Origin of the sequence: Lentibacillus populi, assembly GCA_014642895.1 — a bacterium.
Classification (GTDB): domain Bacteria; phylum Bacillota; class Bacilli; order Bacillales; family Amphibacillaceae; genus Lentibacillus_C; species Lentibacillus_C populi.
The window spans coordinates 72,672-96,081 of record BMJD01000009.1 but is presented as its reverse complement, the minus strand read 5'-3'; the positions used below and the strand labels follow the sequence as shown (position 1 = coordinate 96,081).

Below are 23,410 nucleotides of genomic sequence, written 5' to 3'. Positions count from 1 at the left end.
ATTTATTGAATACCCAAGAATCTGACGTAATATGTTACAACAGATTCTTGGGCTATTTATTTTTTCCATTAGTTAAAGTCGTATATTTTCCCTACCCTTTACCTTTATAAAGAACGAGCACCGGACCGGAAGATAAACATTAGGAACAGCCCCCTCCGTAAGGGGCTGTTCTAATCTTATCTGCCGCTGATCTATCAATGTTCAGCTTACATCAAATACTTATTCCAATTTTTCAAAAGAAATTCGTTTACTGTCTGTTAATGGTGAGCTCTTCAAACCTTTATCGGAAAAGCCGCCGTCTGTAAAGCAGGATCACACCGCCTGCTGCAATAAGTACACTCCCAATAAGCAAGTACATAAACATGTTCGTAGCTGTATCTGGCAAAGCTGCACCATTCCCGGAATGATCTTCAGGTGATGTGCCGTTTCCAGAATGATTCCCTGGTGGTGTGCCGTCCCCGCCTGAATTATTTCCATTATGATCTCCAGGTGGTGCACCATCTCCGTCTGAACCATTTCCTCCAGGCGTTGTTCCACCCTGATCAGAACCGGGATCTTCCCCATTACCATCACCAGGGTCCTCGTTATCACCCGGATCTTCAGGAAGCCCCTCACCCATCAAATCGACAATCCGCCCTTCTCTTTCAGGGTCGACAATGCCACCCAGATATTTTTCTTCGACCATGTAATCAACCAATTGCTGCCAGTCACTTTCACCAATGTCTTTGACGCGCCCTTCTTCATAGGCCTTTTTAAACGTTTCAAATCCATCACCGCCCTGACCGGTAAAAGCATTCGTTGTAACAAGATATTCTTGATCGAGCTGAATTTCTTCCAGTTCCCCGTCATTCTCGACATACATTTGAACAATACGGCTGCCCGGTTCTTTTTCACTGTCATAATAGAAACGCATCCCGGAAACGTGCAGGAATCCACCGTTTTCAGCCGGGGCCTGACGGACACTGTGTTCCAAAATATCCTTGATTTCCTGACCGGTTAATGTCGCAATGACCGGATTATTGCCAAACGGCAGGACACTGATGACTTCTCCGGAGGTAATCGGCCCTTTATCAATTGACGTGCGGATACCACCGCCATTTTGAAAGGCAATGACCGTTTCGGGATACTTTTCTTTTGCCTTGGCGAGCATGGCATCTGTGACCAAATTTCCAAGCTCGGTTTCATTAGCTCTGACACTGTCATCGCCCGGAGCATTCTGGCGCGGGTTCGTCAAATCCTTCATAGCCTCTGCGCCGATTTCTTCGTTCATTTTTTCGTCAACTTGATCTTTAAACGGTTTAAGCACTTCTGTCGCTTCCGGATCTTCCTCAAAACCATCTACCTCAAGCAATTCGCCTTGATAACCGGTAACGACACCGTTCTCGTCAAATGTCACATCAAGTGTGCCAAGATATTCCGCATATTGACCTGCCTGAACAATCACGGTTGGTTCTTTGTCTTTCCCGTCTCCATCGACAACAACCGGTTCTTCCAGCACGGTGTGAGAATGACCGCCGACAATAACATCAATCCCATCGACTTCTTCAGCCAGGCGCAAATCATTGCCCACTTCTGGTGCACTGTCATAACCAAGGTGTGTGAGCGCGACGATCTTATCAATGCCGGCATCTTCAAAGGCCTCCACTGTCTGCTCGGCTGTCTCCTTAAAATCGGCAAATGTGACGTCTTCAGCATTTGAAACATTTTGCGTATCCTCGGTTGTCAAGCCGAAGATCCCCACTTGTTCACCGTCAATTTCTTTGACAATACTGTTATAAATTTGTCCGTTTTCCGGATCATCGACCAGTGATTGATTTGTTTCAAGATTTTGCATAAATGAATCCTGCGAAAAGTCACTATTCGTACCCAGGAACGGGAACTCGGCATTTTCAACAAATGCTGACAAAGATTCATGACCGCCTTCTTCAGCACCAAGATCAAATTCGTGATTGCCGAAAACCATGGCATCAACATCCATCATGTTCAGTAATGCCAGATCAGCTTGTCCCTTGAACTCATTGAAGTACAGGGTTCCGGAAAAAACGTCCCCGCCATGAAGAAGCAGCGAATCCGGTTTTTCTTCCCTGAATTCTTTGACCGCTGTCACCATTTTGGCAAGCGGTTCAACGTGGGCGTGTGTATCGTTCATATGCATGATCGACAAATCAAATGGCTCATCAACTTCTTCGGTTCCTGCTAAATCGATTTGTGTCAAGATTGGGTCATGATCGCTGGCCCGTCCATGCATATCGGTAAAATCTGCATTCACATGCAGCACGTCAGCCTCAGTGGAAGCAGCCAGATGATCTGAAACGAGAACATGATCAAGCACCTGTGAATTGCCTTGATAAACATATGTGTACCGATCCGCTTCCGGCACATCCATCATTTTGTTGGTCAATTCCTTGCCAGCAAGGATTTCAAGCGGCTCAGAAAATTCAAAGTCATTCATATCTCCTAAAACAATGACATTTTCATCTGGGTTGTCCGCTTCGATATCTGTAACAAACTGATTGACAAGCGCTGCCAATTCACGCCGCTGTTGTTCACTTTTTAATACAGGCGGCTGGTTTTGACCGAATGCACCATCATCACCGGTTTTGGAATTCAAATGATTCGCGATGACAACAACACTTTCCCCATTAAAACTGAACTGTGCCGCCAACGGCTTACGTGTATTGGCAAATGCGTCAGCGCCTGGAGCGATACGCCCCGGATTCAGCGTCAATTGTCCATCCTGATATTCCGTTGCTTCCGTAGCAGTCCCGTGCTCACCGTCCATCAATGATACACGCTCCGGATTGTAAAGAAACCCGACACGAATATTGCCATTCGGTGCGCCACCATCCTGATTATATTCAGGGTCAATATTGGCATAATCGTAATCTGGTCCGCCCTGAGCTTTGATTTCAGCAATGAGCCGCTCATAGCTTTCGGAAGCATCCGCATCTGATGGACCTTGATCCTGTCCATTATTGTCCATAACTTCAACAATGCCCACAATATCCGGACTGTTCATATCACTTACAAATGCACGGGCTATATTTGTGGCTTTTTGGGCTGACGTCTCGCTTTCGTTTGCCGAAAAATTCTCCACGTTATAGGTGGCAACCGTCAGCTTGTCCTCATCTTTAACGATGCTCGTTTGCTCCGGCTGTGTATCACCCTCGGAAAAAACAGCTTCGACATCGTCCAGATCGCTATAAATTTTATAGTTGCCATAACCGTAATTGACAACACCATCAATGGCCTCCGTGAACTGGTCACCCGTTTTGACGGCAAAATCCCTGGCCTCGCCGTTCGGGTGCAGCTTAAACTGGATCGTTTGCGCATTTGGTCCCTGCTCGGTCAAGCGGATACCGCCATTGTCCGTTGTGTTTTCCGGCATAAATTCGTCTGTCACAACAACAAGATCCCCATGCTCCTGTGGTGCAACTGCCCTGGATGGTGCCACTTCCACACGCATTCCTTCTATGCTTTCCCAGTAATCAATCGCATAATCAGCAGGTTCAAAACGATCAAACCCACCTTCCCCAATAATGTCTTCCGGGATATCGCTTGAGGTTATCTGGACAGGTTCCGGTAATACAACGTTGCTTTCTATTATTTCAACAGCGTCGCCTTGATCGTCACGTGCATTGATTTCGGTAACCGGCAGATCCGTCTCAGCCCGATCATCATACCCATCAATATGATATTCATCGACTTCTCCGGTTACACTGACGAGATCACCTACTTCAACATCCTCTGCTTTCCCTGTGTAAACAACTATGCCCTCAGATGTTTTTTCATTTCCATCATAATCTTCTTCCGGTGTCTGCATATGAAAATAGTTCGAACCTCTGATTTCATATGTATACGTAACGATACCCTCGACATCCTCAACAGTCATGCCTTCCATCGGTGATTCGTGACCTTCTCCCTGAATATCATGAATCATGACACCGTCTTCCGGATCATAAACAGAATAGGTAAATTCAGCTGTTTTACTCGCTGTTAAACCATCTTTTTTAGCGATGGCTTTGATCGTAACATCCTCATCGACGGTGATGGCACCATTGTAACGTTGATCATTTTCCGTTGGATCACTGCCATCTGTCGTGTAAAAAATGGCCGCACCATCTGTAGCTGTTTTCAGTGTGACAGCTGTACCTGCTGCAATCGTACCCGGTCCAGGGCTTGCGGTAACCGGCTGAACAGCAGATTTATCGCCAACAATATCCGACTGGCTGCGGGGAATAAGTTGCTGATCCGAATCAAATTGTGTCACAATGCCGGTAATGGAATCATATGTGACACCTACCTCAAGGGTTAGCCCGCCTGTCTCATCACGAACGATAAACGTGTTCCCACTTTCATCCTCAGCAGTATAGTTGGCCCAATCGCCAGCATCATTTACGTCGGTAAGCGTTACATTTTTGATGACAGCAAGTTTCGATTGATGATTTTCAAGTTCACCACCAGTTAGCGTCAAAGGATCAGGAACACCTACATTCGCAGTTTTATCTTCAATCGTTGTGCCATCCAACTCCAGCAATCCATGGTAATCTCTCAAACTGCCGGTTACCGTGATTTCGTCCCCTAGTTGCACATCGAGTGATGCAGGGCGTACAGCAATCGCTGCGGTGTCATCCTGAATCTGAATCGTATTTTTTAATTTAGCCGTGACAACACCTTTTGTTTTGGCTTCACCCGTAGCCTGCGCCCTTACTTCCGCGATTGACTGAAGTTCAAGCGGTTGTTCCGGCTCCTCAGAAGTGAACCTCACATCACTTGGGTTCTTCAGGCCGTTATGGTTGAAGTATTCTTTCATCGTTCCGGTGACAACAATCTCCTTGCCCAGATTATCAGGGTTGGTCTTCAGCCCGAATGTGTCGCGAAAATCTTTGGTCAGCTGAACAAACAGCATTTTATCAGGATCAGTTTCGCCAGCCTCATCCGCCAGTGCTACATTATGATCCTCGCGAAAATCCGTTTGCGTTACATTGTTAGGACTAATGACATACCCGACAATGTACCCTTTCACAGTCTGTTCACTGCCATCATTACCCTTTTCAATTGCTTCCCCGACAGTTAATGACTCGTCCGCTGCAGCTGCATATGTACCCATCGGGGCTGCAGGTGTTAGCATACTCACCATTAATATAAAAATCAGCATGATGCTGTAATATTTTCTTTTGATCGGTGAATTCATCTGTGTCTCCCCTTTCCGAATTTGTCTCTCAAAATCTAGCTAAATTCAAAGTCTCTTCCCAATACCTTTTGAAAACACCCCCATTGACAACGCATCATGTAGCCCAGTTATGTATTTCTTTTTTAATCCAGTGCAGTCAGTTTATTTAAAGTACTGCTAAACTGCCCTCAGGCAGCCTGTTTTGCCTGTTCAAACTTATCATAACGAATTGGTTTTAATCCTTTATGAATAGATTGTAAAAACAATATAAAGTTGGTAGATTCATTAAATGGATCCTTCTCCTATCCGCAATCGATGAAAATATAATTTTATTAAAAATGAATGCCGCTTTTCATAACCATCATACGATTGCAGTTCTGGAATGAGGAAATTTGTCAAGGTTGACGGTGTTGATAACTGATTCGACTATCCATGACAACTATCTCCAAAAACCTGTCCTGTCTCTTAAACTTTGAAAAATGCTGCTCGAGTACCTCCTTCTAATAGGTGTTATGACTTAATATTCAATCATATTTAATATAATATAGTTTTAAATAAATATGCTAGATTCAAAAGTACCGAATCATAAATAAAACAGCCTTATCATAGGTAAAAAGTCTGGTGATGATCAACATAGGTGGCTTCAAAAGGTAATAGGATTTCTTTGGAGGATGCCTAAGCATATTATCGTACAGCAAATAGGTCGCCTCCCAAGAAACACAGAAGGATGTTGCCCAACTTTTATTTTGGTAAAACAGAAAAACATATCCCAGCTGGTTATTAAGTAAATATCCATTTGAACAAGCTGTGGATGTGCTAAAAAAGACGGAAACAAGACATGCAAGAGGGAAACAGGTCGTTATTGGCCCAGCAGGCGATGACAGCTGATAAAAAAGAAATTATTGCATAGGTAAAATATCTATGCGCATAACTATAACGTTTTTACCATTAGTGCTACAATTGAGTATGAAGGATGTTTTCCATGGTAATAAAGCTGGCACTATTACGTAGAGGAGTGAAAATAATGCAACAAAGTCAATTTGAAAAAATGAAAAACGGAAAAGGGTTTATTGCAGCACTGGATCAAAGTGGCGGCAGTACGCCAAAAGCATTAGCCGCTTACGGAGTCACAGATGATGCGTATGCAAACGAGGATGAAATGTTCGATTTAGTTCATGAAATGCGGACACGGATTATTACATCGCCTGCTTTCGATTCCAATTATATTTTGGGTGCAATTCTTTTTGAACAAACGATGGACCGTGAAATTGAGGGATTGTACACCGGCGATTATCTGACTGAAAAGAAAGGCATTGTCCCTTTTTTAAAAGTGGACAAAGGCCTTGCAGAAGAATCTAATGGCGTACAGCTGATGAAGCCGATCCCCGACCTTACCGAAACACTTAAACGTGCAAATGAACGCCATATCTTTGGTACAAAAATGCGCTCCGTTATTAAAGAGGCCAACCCGGAAGGCATCAAGGATGTAGTCGATCAGCAATTCGAAATCGGCAAACAGATTATCGCTGCCGGACTTGTGCCAATTATTGAACCGGAAGTAGATATTAACAGCCCGGAAAAAGAAAAATGCGAAGAGCTATTAAAAGCGGAAATCCTGCGCCATCTAAATAATTTAAATGAGAATGAGCACGTAATGCTAAAATTATCGATTCCTACGCAGGCAAACACCTACAAAACGTTAATCGAACATCCAAATGTAATTCGTGTTGTTGCCCTTTCCGGCGGTTATTCGAGAGACGAAGCGAATGAAAAGCTAAAAGAGAATGATGGGCTGATTGCCAGCTTTTCAAGAGCGTTAAGTCAGGATTTGAATGTCAGCCAAACGGATGAAGAATTTAATGCTGCGCTTGAGGCGGCAGTGAAATCTATTTATGAGGCTTCCGTTTAGATTATACGGGATTTAGGGAAGCATCCTGGAAATTCCGTACAGTGTTTAAATAAATAAACCCGCAAAAAGCGCTTAGTTGCCGTTTTTTGCACGCTTTGAATCATCTGGGAGCATTTGAAATGGGCTTCCTGAGGATTAAATCGATAAGCATAAAAATACTCCCTTAAAAAGTTTCTGTCATTACTTTTTTAAGGGAGTCACTTTACTTTATTAACACATTCATCTCTAACAAAAAATATATGGAAGTTTTTTAAATAATATTACTCATTTGTTTTGCATTGTTTCTTTCTTTCTCAGACAGAGGTTTTTTCAAAAAGCCAATAATTAAGCAGGTAATGAAAGAGCCTAGAAGTATACATCCAATGTACAATAATGGTTTATTGCTGGCAATAGGGATAACAAAGATTCCACCATGAGGTGCCTTTAATGAAATATCCATTGCCATACACAATGCCCCACCTACTGCCGCACCGATTATATTTGCAGGAATTATCCTTAATGGATCTGCAGCAGCAAAAGGAATCGCGCCTTCTGTAATAAAGCTTGCTCCTAGTACATAACTTGCTTTTCCTGCTTCCGCTTCTTGAATAGTAAATCTGTTTTTAAAGATTGTTGTGGCAAGCGCAATGCCAATCGGAGGTACCATTCCGCCAACCATTAAAGCAGCTGATGGTTCAAAAATGTTTGCAGCAAACATTGCTAAACCGAAAGCAGAAGCCGTTTTATTAATCGGTCCGCCCATATCAGAAGCCATCATTCCAGCTAACAAAGCTCCAAGAATAGCTGCATTAATTCCAGTAAGACCTTTTAACCAGCCCTCCAAAAATTCATTTAGCATGGACATTGGCGTATTTAATACAAAGAACATGAAAGCACTAACAATAAATGTACTTATTAAAGGAACAATTAAAACAGAAACTAATCCCTGGAAGGACTTTGGTATTTTAGCCATAGATTTGCCAATAAACTTCGCAGCAAAACCACCTACAAATCCAGCTATCATTCCGCCAAGGAAACCAGATCCACCTATGCTGGCCATCATACCACCAATCATTGCCGGGGCTAGTCCTTGTTTATCTGCAATACTAAATCCAATAAATCCAGCCAGGATTGGAACCATTAATGCAAATGCTGCTTCACCACCAACCTGATTAAAGAATTGGGCGAAAACATTAAATTGATCACTCTCAGGATCTGCCGCATAAATACCGAACATGAAGGAAATTGCGATAAAAATTCCTCCGACAACGACGAATGGAATCATATAGGAAACCCCACTCATAATATGCTTATAAAAATTCAATCCTGATTTTTCTTCTGGCTCCGGCTTGTCTTCCATCGCTGGCTCATCAACATTATTTTCTTTTATATTATAGGACAAGGCTTGATCAATTAATTGATCAGCATGACTAATTGCTTTTTTTACAGGTACATCAACATATCGTTTACCTCGTAACACGGAGGCATCCACTTGCACATCGTGCGCTATCACAATGGCGTCTGCCTTCTGGATATCTGCTGCAGTAAGCTTGTTCTCAGGACCATTAGCACCATTGGTCTGAATTTTGACCTTCATGCCTCGTTTTCCAGCAGCTTCTTTTAAAGATTCTGCAGCCATATACGTGTGTGCGATTCCAGTCATACATGCGGTTATTCCGACTAAATATTTTCCAGAAACAGATTCCTCATCAGAAGTTGGTTCTTGTAATTTTTCTTGTTCCTGGATAGCTTTTATAACCTCAGCCTCTGATGTCGCTACAATTAACTTTGCTCTAAATGTTTCACTCATTAAGAAAGTTGACAGTTGAGACAAAAGTGATAAGTGTTCATTTGAAGCATTTTCCGGTGCTGCAATCATAAAAATTAAATTGGTATGTTGACCACCGTAATCAATTCCTGGCAATGTTCTCCCCATTATAATAGTGGGTTTGGTCACAGATTCAGATTGTGCGTGAGGAATGGCTACTCCATAACCTACAGCAGTTGAAATTTCATTCTCCCTTTTGTAAATTGCTTTTTTGAATCGTTCAGCGTCATTGGTGAGCTGGTTTTCAGCTAATTTATTTACCAACTCATCAATGACAGCCGCTTGATTATTCCCTTTAAGATTCAAAATAATATTATCCTGGGTTAGAATATCTACGAGTTCCATCTTATTCCCTCCCTGTAAACGTTTTGTCATTTCGGTTAATTAAAATAGAAATTTGCTTTATTTGTTGAGTTGAATAGGTCCATTTTTTGTTTTACTATTTCTTGTGCTGCTTTTCTGGCACTTGGCATAATGACATCCGGCTCATATGCCCCGCGATTATCAGTCAAGAAACGACGCATCTCCTGGAAGAAAGCACTTTTCATATCCGTTGATAAATTGATTTTTGCTACACCGTGAAGGTACGTTTGAGAAATTTCCTCATCTTTATTATCACTTCCTCCATGAAGAACAAGAGGAATACCGACCTTTTGGTTTATTTCAGCAAGCAAATCCAGTTTTAACTCTGGTTTTCCAGCATGTTTATACTGTCCATGTGATGTTCCAATTGCGACGGCCAATGTATCGATATCTGTTTCTTCAACAAATCTTTTTGCATCGTTTGCATCCGTATATAATATTTCATCAGCACCGGCTTCAGAGCTTCCTTCATTTGATCCGATCGTTCCTAATTCAGCTTCTACCGACACATTCACGTCATGTGCAAGTTTGACAACTTCCTTCGTAATGGATATGTTATCTTCAAATGAAGCGTGTGAAGCATCGATCATAACCGACGTGTAACCATTTCTAATAGCTCTCATCACATCTTTTACAGATGAGCCATGATCTAGATGAATAGCCATAGGCACCTTTGTGTTTTTACATTTTTCTCGAACATATGCAATAAAATCATCTCCAACTAACTCAAGCTCATTCGGGTGAATTTGGATGATAGCTGGTGCATTTTTTTCCTCAGCAGATTCAATAACAACTCTTACAAACTCACTATTTGCCACGTTAAAGGAACCTACCGCAAAATTATGTTTGTACGCTACTTCTAATAGTTCTTTCATATTCATTAACATTTTTCATCTCTCCTCGTTTTATATCTGATTCCAAATATCTTTAAATTCTTTATCTGTTGCAGCATGAACAAGTTCTCTTACATTTTCGATGTTCTTGGTTTTTTGAAAGAATTCGGTAAAGGCGTATTCATTTCGTTCAATATCTGAAGATGGAATGTAAATAATGATCAGTTGAACGAGTTCATTTCCCCATTTTATCGCTTGCTTATTAACCCCAATAATGACTTTCTCTTTATATCCTTCCTTTTCAAAATAAGGATGAGGTATAGCCATTAAATTGCCTATTGAAGTATAAGAAATCCGCTCTCTTTTCATAATAGGTTCATAAAAATGCTCTTGATTATTTAGTGAAAGCAGATGGAGAATAGCTTCCTCAGGACTTTTTGCATGAATCCAGTGAATAGCTGCCTGCTCAATGATTGAATTTTGTGCTTCAAGAAAGAATCTAATTTTCTTTATATCACTACTTTGAAAGCCGCTTTGGATCATCATAAAATTTGCTGTGGTTTGTGGTGTGTCTGCCAGGTTTATTCCAATGTATAAATAGGAATGATCAAAAACATAGTCCGCAGAATATTTTTCTATTTTACAAATTTCAAGTTCATCAAAGTACGTTGCTATTTTAGCAGCAAGAAGCTTTGTCCGCTCATAGCTTCTGCTATAAAGAATAATTGTTTTTATTTTCTTCTTATCTTGCGAATCAAGAATAACTTGAATATGATAGGCTAAATAAGCAATTTCACTGTCTTGAATTTCCACAAGAAACGCCTTCTCAATTTGTAAAGCGATATTCGAAGCAATACTAAATGAAAAAAAGTATTCCGACTTCGTTTCTTTTACAAATGGATTATAAATAAGCAAGTTATGTGATGCGGGATAGATAATTCGATAAATGTGATTTGCAATGTTATTTCTAAAACGCTTTGTTGAATAAATAGGTACATGGTAGACTTGTTCTACTTGAAGTAAAATGGCTTCTATTTTACTTACAATTTCTTGGTCCTTATTCTCGATTATTGATTTATCCAAATCCAGTTGTAACGATATCAAATAATTGACCAAAAAAATCGCTTCATCATCCGTCATTTTTACATAATCATGTAACTTTGACCGAAAGGCTTCTTCGACTTCGAACTCTTTAAAACGCCTTAAATTAGTTAGTTCTGTATCTTCCATGTTAACTAGATGGTGGTGGTTTATTTGATGAATGATGATAATTAATTGAATCGCAATTTTCTTGTACATCGAGAATTCCAGATTTAGTTGATGTTCTATATTGATTTGATCAACAATTTTAAAAACGTTTTCAACCACTTCCATATCTACCCATGAACGGAAACCATTTACTACAAAATCCTTGTACATTTCCTTCTTAACAGAAATGGATGTAAAGAAGCTTTCTAATAGAATTCTTTTTTGTATTTCTGTCCCGGTCAATTTAATACCTTTAAAAACTTTTGTATCGATGGCGACATCAATACCTAAAGCATGAATGTTCGCTGCAAGATTCTGGATACGGCTTCGAATTGTCTGTGGTGAATAAAAGAATTTATCGGCAATTTCATCATAAGCAGTGTAGTCATTTTCATTCATTAAGAACTGAATAATTTCAAACTCCAAGAGTGCTTCTTCTAACTCTTTTTCATTGGATCCTAACCTCTCTTCGCTATTGTCTGTGATAATCGCATACCCCTCGGGTGATGAGGTGATGACAACGTCACTGGAGTTATCGTTAATGTCCTTAATATAGTTTCTAATTGTGCGATCAGTCACATTCAATATTTCAGCTAACGTTGTAGCGGACACATACTCTCCGTTTTGGTTCAATAGAAAGTCAATTAATTGATTATGCTTTTTATGCAAACAAACCACAACCTTTCTATGTCTTTATTTTAAAATACAACTATGGTAAGCGCTATATCAGTAAATTTTCCTACCCTTAGGAAAATTAGTATTCCAATTTTTTATGTTAATTCAAGTGATCATCTGTTGTAATAGATATATCTGACAAGTAATATTATCTCTTTATCTCAATCTTTTTATCAGCTAATTAAAAGAACCAACCCTTTGTTTAGTTCCGGCTGGTTCCTTACATATTTAAAATAGTTAATAACTTCCGTTGAACGGTTGATGCATGTCTTAAGGAATTTTTGTACCACCCGTTCTTCTTGGTTCAAAGGATTAAATAGCAGAAGAAAAGCATTTGCGAAAAAAATCGCCTTAACATCAGCAATAAATAAAATTCATGTTCTTTAACTATAGTCACCATTGAATTACCAAATAATTCGTTACACATAACCTGCCACAGTGTTTGCTAAAGGAATAAGTACCTGATCCCTTAATCCCCTTTAAAAAGATTCGCTTCCATCTGCTTCAAAAGTCGCCGCATCAATAATAATTCTTCTGGCAGAATTCCATTTAGCATTTTTTTCTGTTGCGCTTCCCAGATTGCTGTTACTGGTACCCGCAAATTCTTCCCTTTTTCCGTCAGAAACACCTTGTAGATCCTTCCATCCTCCTGTTCCTGCTCTCGGTAAATAATCTGATCCTGTTCAAGCTTTCGCAGCATATTACTGACAGTGGATGATTTACACCCCATTTTGTCACGTAATTGAGACTGCGTGATCCCATCCCCCTGCCAAAGATGACACAGAGCCGTTTCCTGTCCTATATACAGATCCACATCACGAAATTTGCTCGCATATTCTTTTCGGGACTTCACTGCAATGCTATGAAGCAATTCTCGAATCTCTTTTTCAATCATGTTAAAACACCTCTCCCGAAATAAATTAGTATGCTAATTATATAGATAGATCCATAGACTGTCAAAATCAATTCATAAGTCCATTTTGTTGACATAGAATGCTCTTTCTATTTTAATTAGGCTACTAACAATTTTTTAACGTATACATGGGAGGTTAACATATGAATGCTGACGCAAAGGATAATCCATTAAAGCTCTCCATTCTTGACCTGGCAACTATCTACAATAGCGAATCTGCCACAGAGACATTACAAAACTCAACGGAACTTGTACAACTTGCCGACAAACTTGGATACACCAGGTACTGGTTTGCTGAACATCATAATACGAAACACCAGGTAAGTACATCGCCAGACTTACTTGCTGCTCATGCCGCGGTGCTTACAGAAAATATTCGTATCGGGTCCGGAGGCGTAATGCTGCCTAATCACAGCCCACTGAAAGTAGTAGAAAACTTCTCTCTATTAGAGGCGTTGCATCCAGGGAGAATCGACCTTGGAATGGGCCGGGCTCCAGGAACAGATGGAATTACCGCACTGGCATTGCGCCGTTCCCGTGAGGCAGTTGAAGGGAATGATGCAGGTGAACTGCTTCAGGAATTGCTTGCCTATTTTACGAGGAAGTTTCCAGAAGATCATCCATTTGCCCAAATCACCCCATCAGCGGATCCGTCCCTTATACCGGAATTATTCATGCTTGGATCCAGTGACGGTGGAATGCGAATTGCTTCACAGCTCGGCCTTGGCTATGCGTTTGCCGCACAAATTAATCCGGACTGGGCTATTCCGGCATTACGCAGCTATCGGGAAAAATTCCAGCCATCGGAATTCCTGGCCGAACCATACAGCATCATGTCCATTATCGTTGTGTGTGCGGAAACGGATGATGAAGCTGCCTATCTTGCCGGACCAGCAGAACTGCAATGGGTACGCTGGGGAACCGGGCAATTTCAATATGCACCGCCGACGCTTGATGAAGCAGCTTCCCACGCATACACACCGGAGGAAGAAATGATCCGCAAGCAAAACAAAGGGCGTTTCGTGATTGGCAGTGTGGAAGCGGTAAAGAAAGAGCTGCTCCATCTGCAAAAAGAGGCGCAAATCGATGAAATCATGATTCTGAATATGATTACTGATAAGGAAGCAAGACATCAATCCTTTACATTGCTTGCGGATGCCTTTCAGCTTTCTGGCAAGTAACCTGAATCAATGTGGTGTACTGTAAAATTCCCTTCATTAGCGATACAATGAGTTGTGAACGCCGTTTTCTATCCTAATAAATTGGCACTAATACGTAGAGGAATGGAAGGATGCAACAGATGGAGCAAAGTCAGTTTGAAAAAATCAAAAACCCGCAAAAATAATTTACTATTTTTGCGGGTTTCACATATGCCGAATGGTGCTCGGATACATGGCGAAATTGATCGTGTGCCGCCCGAAGTCGATCGAACCCATCGTAAAATCGATCGCGAGCTGCTCGGCATCAATCGAGGCATGCCTACCTACTTGTTATATCCCAATTACTTCCTTCATTTCATTTTCCTCCACTGCAGAAACCGTCGCCACAAGACTGCCAACGATACAGATGACTGTGTTTAGAAGAAGTCCCCATAATCCGCTGGCAACACCGAGTAAAGAAAGATCAAAAATAGTCATCACTGAAGCGACTAACGTACCTGCAACCATGCCGGCAAAGACAGTTTTAGAGCGCAGGCGTTTCCAGTATAGTCCGAGGATCAGACCCGGTGCAATCTGGATCAGTAATTCAAACTTCAAGATAAAGATCTGATAAAGCGTTGCAGGAGGGAACCATGCAATGATAATCAGAATACCGACAGCTACAACACCTAGCAGTTTGCCGACAAGCAGCTTTTTATGCTCAGAAGCCTCGGGATTGATGTAGTTTCCGTATAAATCATTTGAAATAATCGATGAAAATGTCAGCAATACAGAATCGGCGGTGGAAACAATCGCTGCAATGACCCCGCCAAATAACAAAATCATGGCCCAATAAAAAACAGTGTTTTGACTTGCAATGCTGCTTGCCATCATTCCTACTAGCTGTTCGGATTCTCCAGTAGATAACCCGGGGAATGCATTAATACCAATAATTCCGATGATAAACACTACCCCCGCAGTTACAAATGGCATCCACGCCATTCTGCTGAAGGAGCGTTTCAGGGTTCTTTCATTTTTTGCCGCGAATATCCGCTGAATCGCATGAGGATAAACCGCAGCACCAATTCCGATCAACACAAGCAGGCTGAACCAGTTCACTATACCTGGCCCATCGGGTATCCCTAATTTCTCGGGTGAATACGCTTGCATATAATCTGCTGATGTGGGCAACCCGCCGAAATAGATGATGGATCCGATCAAAAGCATGAAAATCCCCACAAGCAGGGCGATCCCCTGCATGGTATCCGTATAAGCAACAGAGCGCATCCCGCCAAGCCATCCGTAAATCAACATGATGACGACAAAGAAGATAACCCCTACCTGATACGGAATCGTTCCTCCTGTTAATCCGGAAACTCCTTGTCCGATAGCTACCAATTGCTCGAGCAAATAATTACCCAGGCCATAAAGCATTAGTAAAGATGCCAAGATAGTAACTGCTTTTGATTTATATCGTTTTTCAAACCACTGGGCAGGTGTAATTAATTTATATTTCTTACCCATTGCATAAAGGCGTGGAGCGAATAAAAGATATGCCATGATAATCATAATAAAATACGGAACAGATACTAGATATTCGAATCCTTGACGATACGCTGTAGCCGGATAACCCACGACCGTGTTCCCACTATATTGTGTCGCAAAAAAGGTAAAAAACAGAACCATGACACCGAGTCCCCGGCCGCCAAGATAGTACTCATCCAGACTTTCATGTATATTCCTGTTTTTGAGGTAGGTCACAAGGCCAATCCCAAGCATAAGCAAACCGTACGCCAACAGAATCAATACACCTGACCAACCTGAGAATGCCAAATCCATAACTTAATTCGCTCCTTTCGCTTCCTCTTCTTCGTTTTCTTCTTCTATCGTCCAGTGGTAACGAATGACGTAGGATAAGAATGCAGATAACAAGATAGATGCAACAATAATGATGACAGCCCATAGTGGTATTCCATAGATTAGAATTTCTCCAAAGCTTTTTGGAAAATACCACGGAGTTATTAACGCCAGTAAAATCCCAAACACAATCCATATTTTGCCATTTTTAATCGGTTCCTTTTTCGATTGGTTCATATTTGCTCCTCCTTTGAATCCTTAATATTCTGACACAAAATAGAAATCTTCATTTCCCCCTGCTTTTACACAGGATGCAAATCTGTTATTTTGCCAGCTTTTATAACTTGTCCTGGAACATCATGTCCTAAAATCGTCTCTAAATGTTTTGCAGTGGCAATCAGTTGGTCAAAATCTGTTTTCACATGATAACCCATAAAGATGAGCATATGGACAAGGTCCTCGGTACAAATGTTTCCTGTGGCTCCCGGGGCGAATGGACAGCCGCCCAGGCCGCCAAGAGAAGCATCAAACCTTGTCACCCCTGCCCGGATTCCTTCCACTACATTCGCCAGACCCATGCCGCGAGTATTATGGAAATGCAGCGTTAAGGGTAAATCCGGCCAGTGATCCAGTACTTTCCCGCAGAGTTGAAAGACCTGCTTTGGGGTTGCCATCCCGGTCGTATCGGCAAGCGTTATCCCATCTGCTCCCAATTCCAGATACTTATCAATCAACCCCAGGACCCTGTTTTCAGCGATCGTACCTTCGAATGGGCAGCCAAACGAGGTAGCTAACGACCCATTAATTCGGATCCCGGTACCGGCCAGGAAACGGGTAATATCCGTAAAACCGGAAAACGATTCGTCCACTGATTTCCGCACATTTTTCTGGTTATGCGATTCGCTGGCAGACACAACCAGGTTTACCTCATCAACCTTACAGGCAGCAGCACGTTCTGCCCCCTTCACATTTGGGATCAAGGCAGTATATGTAATATCCGGCTTTCGGTCAATCCCCAGCATGACATCCTCCGCATCCCGCAAATTAGGGATAGCTTTTGGAGATACAAATGAGGTCGCTTCAATTTTATCAACCCCCGCCGCAGACAGCCGATTAATTAAATCAATTTTTTCCTCCGTTGGCACGAATTGGTCCTCCATTTGCAGACCATCTCGTGTCACGACTTCCTGAATATAAATGGTCTCCATTCGTCTTCCCCCTTTTTTAAATAATCCCTTGTTCTTTCAGCTGGGAAATTTTTTTATCATCATAGGAAAGCAGCTTCTTCAAAACCTCATCTGTATGTTGCCCAAGGTCAGGTCCAAGCCATTTTGTGCCCCCAGGTGTTTCGCTCATTTTCGGCACAACCCCCGGTATTTTCAGAGACTCTTTTTCGTTCAATTTAAAATCCTCGATCATACCTCTGCTCAAGTAATGCGGGTCGTTCACAATATCCTGGATACTGTAAATCGGACCAGCGGGAACTCCTTTCTCATCAAGCATCTGCAATGCCGTTTCCAAATCGACCGTTTTTGTCCAACCCTCAATCACTTCATCAAGATAATCAGCATGGGAAGCCCTGCCGCTGTTATGTTGAAAACGTTCATCTTCCCCTAACTCAGGCCGTTCAACCGCTTCCATCAGCCGTTTGAAAATAGCATCTCCATTCCCACCGATGACGATATATTTTCCATCCTTGCACTGGTATGTGTTGGAAGGTGCGATACCTGGCAGCGATGACCCGGTCCGTTCCCGAATGGCACCAAGCTTATCAAATTCAGGCAGCGCCCCTTCCATCAGGCTGAACACCGACTCGTATAATGAAACGTCAATCATTTGTCCTTTCCCTTTACCTTTCACATCACGATGATACAGTGCCATCATCGCTCCGATTACCGAATACATCGCAGCTAGAGAATCGCCAAGGCTGACCCCAACCCGTACCGGCGGCTGATCAGGATACCCCGTAATATAGCGAAGCCCGCCAATCGACTCCCCAACACTGCCAAAACCAGTCTTATCACGATAAGGACCCGTTTGACCATAACCGGAAACCCTAACCATTACTAAGCCAGGATTGATGGCAGACAGTGTTTCATATCCCAAATTCCATTTTTCCATTGTGCCGGGTCGGAAGTTTTCGACAAGGATATCGCATTCCTTAACGAGTGATTGAATGATTTCCTGTCCCTCTTCACTTTTTAAATTGACGGTGATCGACTTTTTATTTCTGGATTGCAGTCTCCACCATAAGGAAGTGCCTTCATAGATATGACGCCAGTCTCTTAGTGGGTCCCCTTTTCCCGGCGGTTCCACTTTGATAACGTCTGCGCCAAATTCCGCCATCAATCTTCCGGCAAAAGGACCAGCAATCAGACTGCCTAATTCCAACACCTTAACACCTTCTAAACTTTGTCCCATAAGCCTTCACTCCTTTTTCTAACAAGAACCACTTGTTGTTATGAATTGGGTGATAAATCGAAATCTTATGTATGGTTTTTCATATTTTAACAGCTTGTATACAAAAACGCAATATATTTTTGAAAATGTCTGTATTCACATAATAAATACACCTGTTTGTATACAAAGAGGACAATAAAATTGATGAACGCCTTTGATTCCTATACAATAATGAAAAAGAGGTGGTTAAATGGATGCTTATACATATATCAAAAAGGCAATTTTACACGGAGAATTTCCGCCAAACATGCGGCTTACTGAGGAGTATTTAGCAAAAGAATTGCAACTAAGCCGTACACCGATCCGCGAGGCGCTGAAACGATTGGAATCAGAAGGACTGACGGTCTCGCTGAAAAGAGGGGTTCGCGTCCGTCATTATACGAAAGAAGATATTCGGCAAATATACGATGTCAGGACACTTTTAGAAGGATACGCAGCTGCCCAGGCTTCCATTCACCGCACCGATTTGGATTTACAAGAAATGAAAGCAGCCAATGCATCCTATGAACAGGTGATCAATGTTCATTTTAAAACCGGCGAATCAACCATTGAGGATATTTTGGAAATCAACCGCAGATTTCATGATTGTGTGATAAAAGCTTCCCAAAATCAACATATTCAATCCCACATATCCAAAGTGGTCGTGTTGCCATTGATCTTCCGTTCTTTCTATTGGTTTAATGAAGAACAAATGCGAAACTCTCTAGAGACCCATAGCACTATCCTTAAGGCAATTCAGGAACAGGACGTGGAACGGGCTCGTGTTGCGATGCATGAGCATATTTATCATGGGAGGGACCAGGTTTTGCATCATATAAAGAATATTGAGGAGGATTATTCAATTTCGAGGAAAACAAAGTGATTACATACCTAAGAAATGGGGGAATTTATTTGACGATTACCAATGTAGTCTACCGTATTTCCTTGTACACGGAAAAACGATGCCCTCCCTTTTAGAAAGACATCTTTCCTAGCATTGTATTATTAGTATCGATGAGGAAGTACGTCTGAACCAGTTCAACAAAGGATAGCCTGTCTGCTAACAGGACCTGTGCTATAAAAAGCATAAAAAAACCTCTCCCTTGAAATGTTCGTTAGGAGAGGTTTGTTGTAAATGTATATTATTTATGTCTTTTACCGCATTTACCGACTCGTATACCCAGCATCAGCGTGTATAACTGTACCTGTTACATAAGAAGATTGATCCGAAGCTAACCATAGACTTGCTTGGGCAATTTCTTCCGGCTGACCAAATCTGCCTAATAGACTAAGCTGAGGTGCAAATTCTTCTTCCGTTTGGCCCGTTTCCTCCAATGCTCCTCTTAACATAGGAGTGTCAATTGCTCCTGGTGCTACTGAATTAACGCGAATATTTTTATCACCGTTTTCTAGCGCAGCAACCTTCGTCATTCCTACTACTCCATGTTTAGCTGCAACATACGCAATATTATTCGGTTGAGGACGGAAACCACTTACGGATGATATATTAACAATACTTCCGCCTTGTCCCTGTTTAATCATTTGTTGCAACTCATATTTCATACATAATGCAGTTCCTGTAAGATCAATGGAGATTAGCTTATTCCAATAATCTTCATCAAACTCTGCCGCCGGGGCATTGTCTGGAGTTAATGCAGCATTATTAACGGCCACGTCAAGACGCCCATATTTTTCAACTGTTTTAACAACCATATTTTGCACTTGATCAGATTTAGAAATATCAACTTTTACAAAATATGCTGTTCCTCCATTTGCTTCAATTTCCGAAACTGCTGCTCTTCCTTTTTCTTCGTTAAAGTCTGCTACCACTACGTTTGCTTTTGCTTCTGCAAAAAGTTTTGCTGTAGCAAGTCCCATCCCCATTGCTGAACCTGTTACAATGGCCACTTTACCCTCTAAAATTGGAAATGTCATATGAATCCCTCCAAAAAATATCTTTAATTTCAATACTTACTAGCTATAGTCTCATAAAAAATAATTACTGTCCTTTTTAAAACAAGAAGGATACTCTAATTTCCCAAGTATAACTAGACATTATTTCTACCCTTGTTCTAATTATAAATTTACTCGATCTAAAGTGTTTTATATTGTTTCCCTATCTAATGACAGGGGGCAGTTTAAAGATTAGTCCCCACATCCTTGAAAAAAACGATAGACGGATTTAATATCTGTACTATTTTGTTCACAATCTAATTGTACTATTCTGTTCACATTCAACAATCATTGATGTAATCAAACTTTAAGGTTTTTTGAATGCCGATAACAAGTGTATTAAGCTATACGGTATTTTTGGAAATTGTTTTCACTAGTTAAGTTACGAATTATTGTGGGATGCTGTTTTTGATTTCTATCCTCATCTTTTCAATTTTCAGATATAAGTTCCTTCCCAAGTGGATAATCCAATGCCCGAGGTTCCACAGGAATGAAAGGTTTAACCATAGAATTCCCCGCCATTTCTGGACATCTATGCCTCCTGATTTTAATCTTACTGCCCTTGTATAACCTTTTCTCTTTGGAAACATTACCTCTCTCCATTTATCAAATCATTAAAGGTAAAACCGTATTCATGACAAAAATCCATGCCATTTTCCTAAATCCCTTGTTTCTTAATTACCGGTTCTTATTCGGGTATATACATTATTTATCAGCTGTTAAACATAACCTTGAAAGATAATTGATTGTATGAAATTGCGTTTAGGGCAAAAGATAATGTTGACTTTAATCTGTACGGGAGGTGAAACAGTTAAATGAGTACTTTAAAACGTATTGCTTTAATTTTAGTTATAGTCGGCGCAGTAAATTGGGGTTTAATTGGTTTTTTTCAATTTGATTTAGTGGCAGCAATTTTTGGTGGACAAGAAGCTGCTTTATCGCGTGTGATTTATAGCCTTGTCGGATTAAGTGGTTTATTCTGCTTAACAATATTATTTGACCCCATGTCTGAGACAAATAGTCAGTTAGACAATAATCAGCAAATCCAATCCAACAATGTAAATTATGGTGTGGAATTTGGAGAGGACACAGATGATGATTATAAATCAACAAACCGGGATACCAACCCGGAACGCAAATAAAAATTCTTATTAAATATTAATCCTCCCCCGTCTTATTCTAATTCAAGACGGGGGTTGCTTGTCTAATCGTTTATGGAAGACCGGTTTTATATTGACGGATCACTATAAACCCGTAATTAACTTAGGTAATTTTTAGTCTTAAATTGCTGTTCTAATCGATGTAGTTGTTGCTGTTCGTCAGAAGAAACATTTGCATATGCGTTTTGAATAGTGTTTTTCTGCTGCTTATTTTTCTTGTGTGTTTTTTACTTGTTGGAAATTTTTCATTTAAAAACACTCCTTGTATACATGGTTAACCACATTTATTTTTGATATGTGGTTCGCGACTAGGGTTTTGTTGTTACTTGGAAGGCAATAATTACCACACTTATAGTATGGAGGATAACTGTTATATAAGGGCCGGGAATAATCCCTGCCCTTTCGAACTATTGCAGCAAATTGTTTAACTGCTCAATATGTGCTCTGTCTTCAGATAAATTATTTTCAACAATTTGCTGGCTTTCAGGATCCAAATCTCCCCGCACTATTTTCTCCGTAGTTTGGATACCCATTTGTTGTCCTTTAATTGCGCCTTTTAAAATTTCCTTTGTCTCATCTGGAAAACCTTTGAGATTCATCATGGCTTCACTAACGGAGCCCATGAAGCCATTATCTTCGTCTGCCTTCCCCCCAAGATTTTGGATCCTTTCAGCGATCTTTGCGGCATGTTGTTTGTGATCCTGCTGGATTTGTTGTAATGCGGCTTTGATGTTTGAATCCTGTGCATTTTTAATGTAATGTTCATAAGAATGGATCCCCATGTATTCGCCTCTTAAATATTCATTCAATTCCTTAACCACATTGCTTTCATTCATAGCTGATACCCCTTTCTTGTGTTTTGTTTATGTGGGCAACATTATCCCCCAAGACTTTAGCGTTCAAGTTGAACAAGATCAATTTCGCCGAGTACGACATGAGCCAACCCGAATCCAATTCCCCCCAATCCAGGGTTGGAAATCCTATGTTTTTTTCGAAATAAGACACCTGTAGTTGTAACAACAGAACTTAACACGGAAGGGATGATACCTTCACGAGTGTTCATCATGATTGCCCTCCTTATATTCGAAAAAATGAAAGTACATGTTTATTTTTAGGCTGCGTTCAAAAAATATTCCTGTTTGGTATATGTAATTTAGCGCTTATGTTGAAGAGAATAAATTTAAAATTTATCCTACTGGAATAGTTTTGGTCAAACTTTATTTAAATGTAGAAAAATGTTTAACTTTGAAGATATGTAGTTAAAGTTATAGAGGTGATTTTATTTGTGGTTTTTTAACTTTACTATTGATAAGATCTAAACCAAGTCAAAAGGATATACATGTAACGAAATAAAGTGGACCCCATTGTCAAGACACTAATTATATAAAAATAAGGTGGGGCATCAGTTTTGTTCCTTCCCATCTTACAGCCAGGCCTTTCCTATGTCAGGTTCTGTCAAGGGCGTACTTTCCCTTGACAGAACCTGACATAGGAAAGGTAATTGCTCAAAGATGGAAAGGACAATGAACTATTGAAAATAGATGGCACCTGGCGTTTTATAGTCTAATGACTGATGAGGCCGATCGTGATTATAAAGGTCCATATAGTCTATTATATTGTTTCTTGATTCCCTTGGCGTGCCGTATTCTTTTAATTGACTTCTTCGTATTTAAGGCTTCGCCAAAAGCGTTCTATCATATGTTATCCAATGCACGACCCCTACTGTCCACGCTGATTTGGATAGATGGTTGTTCTTTTAAGAGATTAATATATTTAGGACTAGTAAAATGGCTTCCTTGATCACTGTTGAATATTTCAGGTTTTCCTAAGTAAACGCACGTTGAACAGCGTCTAAAACAAAGCTTATTTCCAGTCTGATCTAGTTCCCAGCTGATAATATAGCGGGAATACCAATCAATAATGGCGGTTAAATACATCCAG

General features: G+C 40.8%; 18 protein-coding genes and 2 pseudogenes. 4 read left to right on the top strand and 16 right to left on the bottom strand.

The window, feature by feature from the left end:
- Window positions 1–280 precede the first annotated feature (280 nt).
- Entirely contained in the window at window positions 281–5,194 is a 4,914-nt protein-coding gene (locus tag IEX12_RS08135) for a 5'-nucleotidase C-terminal domain-containing protein (RefSeq protein WP_188724935.1), read from the bottom strand.
- Between the two features lie 1,003 nt (window positions 5,195–6,197).
- Between IEX12_RS08135 and IEX12_RS08130 the strand changes: the two genes are divergently transcribed.
- Entirely contained in the window at window positions 6,198–7,082 is an 885-nt protein-coding gene (locus IEX12_RS08130; RefSeq protein WP_102415627.1) for a fructose bisphosphate aldolase, read from the top strand.
- A gap of 250 nt (window positions 7,083–7,332) precedes the next feature.
- Here IEX12_RS08130 and IEX12_RS08125 read toward each other — a convergent pair whose 3' ends face one another.
- The 4 genes from IEX12_RS08125 to IEX12_RS08110 form a co-directional block, all read right to left on the bottom strand.
- Window positions 7,333–9,234: a PTS fructose transporter subunit IIABC gene (locus IEX12_RS08125; protein WP_188724934.1), complete on the bottom strand. Its 1,902-nt coding sequence runs from the start codon at window positions 9,232–9,234 to the stop codon at window positions 7,333–7,335.
- 35 nt (window positions 9,235–9,269) lie between these two features.
- Window positions 9,270–10,139: a ketose-bisphosphate aldolase gene (locus IEX12_RS08120; protein ID WP_188724933.1), complete on the bottom strand. Its 870-nt coding sequence runs from the start codon at window positions 10,137–10,139 to the stop codon at window positions 9,270–9,272.
- 18 nt (window positions 10,140–10,157) lie between these two features.
- On the bottom strand, window positions 10,158–12,011 hold the full coding sequence (locus IEX12_RS08115; protein WP_371871286.1) for a BglG family transcription antiterminator: 1,854 nt from the start codon (window positions 12,009–12,011) through the stop codon (window positions 10,158–10,160).
- A gap of 466 nt (window positions 12,012–12,477) precedes the next feature.
- Window positions 12,478–12,903, bottom strand: a complete 426-nt coding sequence (locus tag IEX12_RS08110) for a MarR family winged helix-turn-helix transcriptional regulator (RefSeq protein WP_088049466.1) — start codon at window positions 12,901–12,903, stop codon at window positions 12,478–12,480.
- 161 nt (window positions 12,904–13,064) lie between these two features.
- On the opposite strand from IEX12_RS08110, the gene IEX12_RS08105 reads away from it, so the two are divergent.
- On the top strand, window positions 13,065–14,102 hold the full coding sequence (locus IEX12_RS08105) for an LLM class flavin-dependent oxidoreductase (RefSeq protein ID WP_088049465.1): 1,038 nt from the start codon (window positions 13,065–13,067) through the stop codon (window positions 14,100–14,102).
- A 309-nt stretch (window positions 14,103–14,411) separates the two neighbouring features.
- Here IEX12_RS08105 and IEX12_RS08100 read toward each other — a convergent pair whose 3' ends face one another.
- From IEX12_RS08100 to IEX12_RS08085, 4 genes are all read right to left on the bottom strand, one after another.
- Entirely contained in the window at window positions 14,412–15,899 is a 1,488-nt protein-coding gene (locus IEX12_RS08100) for a sodium:solute symporter family protein (protein WP_188724931.1), read from the bottom strand.
- 3 nt (window positions 15,900–15,902) lie between these two features.
- Window positions 15,903–16,154, bottom strand: coding sequence for a hypothetical protein (locus tag IEX12_RS08095; protein WP_088049463.1), 252 nt, complete (start codon window positions 16,152–16,154; stop codon window positions 15,903–15,905).
- Between the two features lie 65 nt (window positions 16,155–16,219).
- The gene (locus IEX12_RS08090; protein ID WP_088049462.1) at window positions 16,220–17,125 is read right to left on the bottom strand and encodes a hydroxymethylglutaryl-CoA lyase; all 906 of its coding nucleotides are present in this window, start codon (window positions 17,123–17,125) and stop codon (window positions 16,220–16,222) included.
- Between the two features lie 16 nt (window positions 17,126–17,141).
- Window positions 17,142–18,338 (bottom strand): CaiB/BaiF CoA transferase family protein, encoded by a 1,197-nt coding sequence (locus IEX12_RS08085; protein ID WP_088049461.1) that lies wholly within the window; start codon window positions 18,336–18,338, stop codon window positions 17,142–17,144.
- Between the two features lie 229 nt (window positions 18,339–18,567).
- Between IEX12_RS08085 and IEX12_RS08080 the strand changes: the two genes are divergently transcribed.
- Window positions 18,568–19,239 carry a GntR family transcriptional regulator gene (locus tag IEX12_RS08080; RefSeq protein ID WP_188724930.1) on the top strand — a complete coding sequence of 224 codons (672 nt, stop codon included), beginning with the start codon at window positions 18,568–18,570 and terminating at the stop codon, window positions 19,237–19,239.
- A gap of 281 nt (window positions 19,240–19,520) precedes the next feature.
- Here IEX12_RS08080 and IEX12_RS08075 read toward each other — a convergent pair whose 3' ends face one another.
- A complete protein-coding gene (locus IEX12_RS08075; RefSeq protein ID WP_188724929.1) occupies window positions 19,521–20,291 on the bottom strand; it encodes an SDR family NAD(P)-dependent oxidoreductase in 771 nt (256 codons plus the stop codon).
- 317 nt (window positions 20,292–20,608) lie between these two features.
- Window positions 20,609–20,816, bottom strand: a pseudogene (locus IEX12_RS23800) (spore photoproduct lyase family protein); the annotation flags it as partial.
- Between the two features lie 308 nt (window positions 20,817–21,124).
- Between IEX12_RS23800 and IEX12_RS08070 the strand changes: the two are divergent.
- Window positions 21,125–21,451, top strand: a complete 327-nt coding sequence (locus IEX12_RS08070) for a DUF378 domain-containing protein (RefSeq protein ID WP_188724928.1) — start codon at window positions 21,125–21,127, stop codon at window positions 21,449–21,451.
- Between the two features lie 116 nt (window positions 21,452–21,567).
- Here the strand turns inward: IEX12_RS08070 and IEX12_RS23795 are convergent.
- From IEX12_RS23795 to IEX12_RS23785, 5 genes and pseudogenes are all read right to left on the bottom strand, one after another.
- Window positions 21,568–21,666, bottom strand: a pseudogene (locus tag IEX12_RS23795) (DUF3813 family protein); the annotation flags it as partial.
- A 210-nt stretch (window positions 21,667–21,876) separates the two neighbouring features.
- Window positions 21,877–22,278, bottom strand: a complete 402-nt coding sequence (locus IEX12_RS08060) for a DUF2383 domain-containing protein (RefSeq protein ID WP_286171020.1) — start codon at window positions 22,276–22,278, stop codon at window positions 21,877–21,879.
- Window positions 22,279–22,361: 83 nt separating this feature from the next.
- The gene (locus tag IEX12_RS08055; RefSeq protein WP_188724926.1) at window positions 22,362–22,532 is read right to left on the bottom strand and encodes an asparagine synthase; all 171 of its coding nucleotides are present in this window, start codon (window positions 22,530–22,532) and stop codon (window positions 22,362–22,364) included.
- Window positions 22,533–22,997: 465 nt separating this feature from the next.
- The gene (locus IEX12_RS23790; protein ID WP_371871289.1) at window positions 22,998–23,072 is read right to left on the bottom strand and encodes an integrase core domain-containing protein; all 75 of its coding nucleotides are present in this window, start codon (window positions 23,070–23,072) and stop codon (window positions 22,998–23,000) included.
- A gap of 91 nt (window positions 23,073–23,163) precedes the next feature.
- Window positions 23,164–23,406 carry a DDE-type integrase/transposase/recombinase gene (locus IEX12_RS23785; protein ID WP_371871288.1) on the bottom strand — a complete coding sequence of 81 codons (243 nt, stop codon included), beginning with the start codon at window positions 23,404–23,406 and terminating at the stop codon, window positions 23,164–23,166.
- Window positions 23,407–23,410 lie beyond the last annotated feature (4 nt).

What these genes read in the sequence shown, in the direction of transcription:
- IEX12_RS08100 (WP_188724931.1), bottom strand. Translation starts at nt 15,899, where the DNA reads ATGGATTTGGCATTCTCAGGTTGGTCAGGTGTATTGATTCTGTTGGCG.
- IEX12_RS08105 (WP_088049465.1), top strand. Translation starts at nt 13,065, where the DNA reads ATGAATGCTGACGCAAAGGATAATCCATTAAAGCTCTCCATTCTTGAC.
- IEX12_RS08085 (WP_088049461.1), bottom strand. Translation starts at nt 18,338, where the DNA reads ATGGGACAAAGTTTAGAAGGTGTTAAGGTGTTGGAATTAGGCAGTCTG.
- IEX12_RS08135 (WP_188724935.1), bottom strand. Translation starts at nt 5,194, where the DNA reads ATGAATTCACCGATCAAAAGAAAATATTACAGCATCATGCTGATTTTT.
- IEX12_RS23785 (WP_371871288.1), bottom strand. Translation starts at nt 23,406, where the DNA reads ATGTATTTAACCGCCATTATTGATTGGTATTCCCGCTATATTATCAGC.
- IEX12_RS08130 (WP_102415627.1), top strand. Translation starts at nt 6,198, where the DNA reads ATGCAACAAAGTCAATTTGAAAAAATGAAAAACGGAAAAGGGTTTATT.
- IEX12_RS08080 (WP_188724930.1), top strand. Translation starts at nt 18,568, where the DNA reads ATGGATGCTTATACATATATCAAAAAGGCAATTTTACACGGAGAATTT.
- IEX12_RS08055 (WP_188724926.1), bottom strand. Translation starts at nt 22,532, where the DNA reads ATGAACACTCGTGAAGGTATCATCCCTTCCGTGTTAAGTTCTGTTGTT.
- IEX12_RS08090 (WP_088049462.1), bottom strand. Translation starts at nt 17,125, where the DNA reads ATGGAGACCATTTATATTCAGGAAGTCGTGACACGAGATGGTCTGCAA.
- IEX12_RS08070 (WP_188724928.1), top strand. Translation starts at nt 21,125, where the DNA reads ATGAGTACTTTAAAACGTATTGCTTTAATTTTAGTTATAGTCGGCGCA.
- IEX12_RS08075 (WP_188724929.1), bottom strand. Translation starts at nt 20,291, where the DNA reads ATGACATTTCCAATTTTAGAGGGTAAAGTGGCCATTGTAACAGGTTCA.
- IEX12_RS08120 (WP_188724933.1), bottom strand. Translation starts at nt 10,139, where the DNA reads ATGTTAATGAATATGAAAGAACTATTAGAAGTAGCGTACAAACATAAT.
- IEX12_RS08095 (WP_088049463.1), bottom strand. Translation starts at nt 16,154, where the DNA reads ATGAACCAATCGAAAAAGGAACCGATTAAAAATGGCAAAATATGGATT.
- IEX12_RS08125 (WP_188724934.1), bottom strand. Translation starts at nt 9,234, where the DNA reads ATGGAACTCGTAGATATTCTAACCCAGGATAATATTATTTTGAATCTT.
- IEX12_RS08110 (WP_088049466.1), bottom strand. Translation starts at nt 12,903, where the DNA reads ATGATTGAAAAAGAGATTCGAGAATTGCTTCATAGCATTGCAGTGAAG.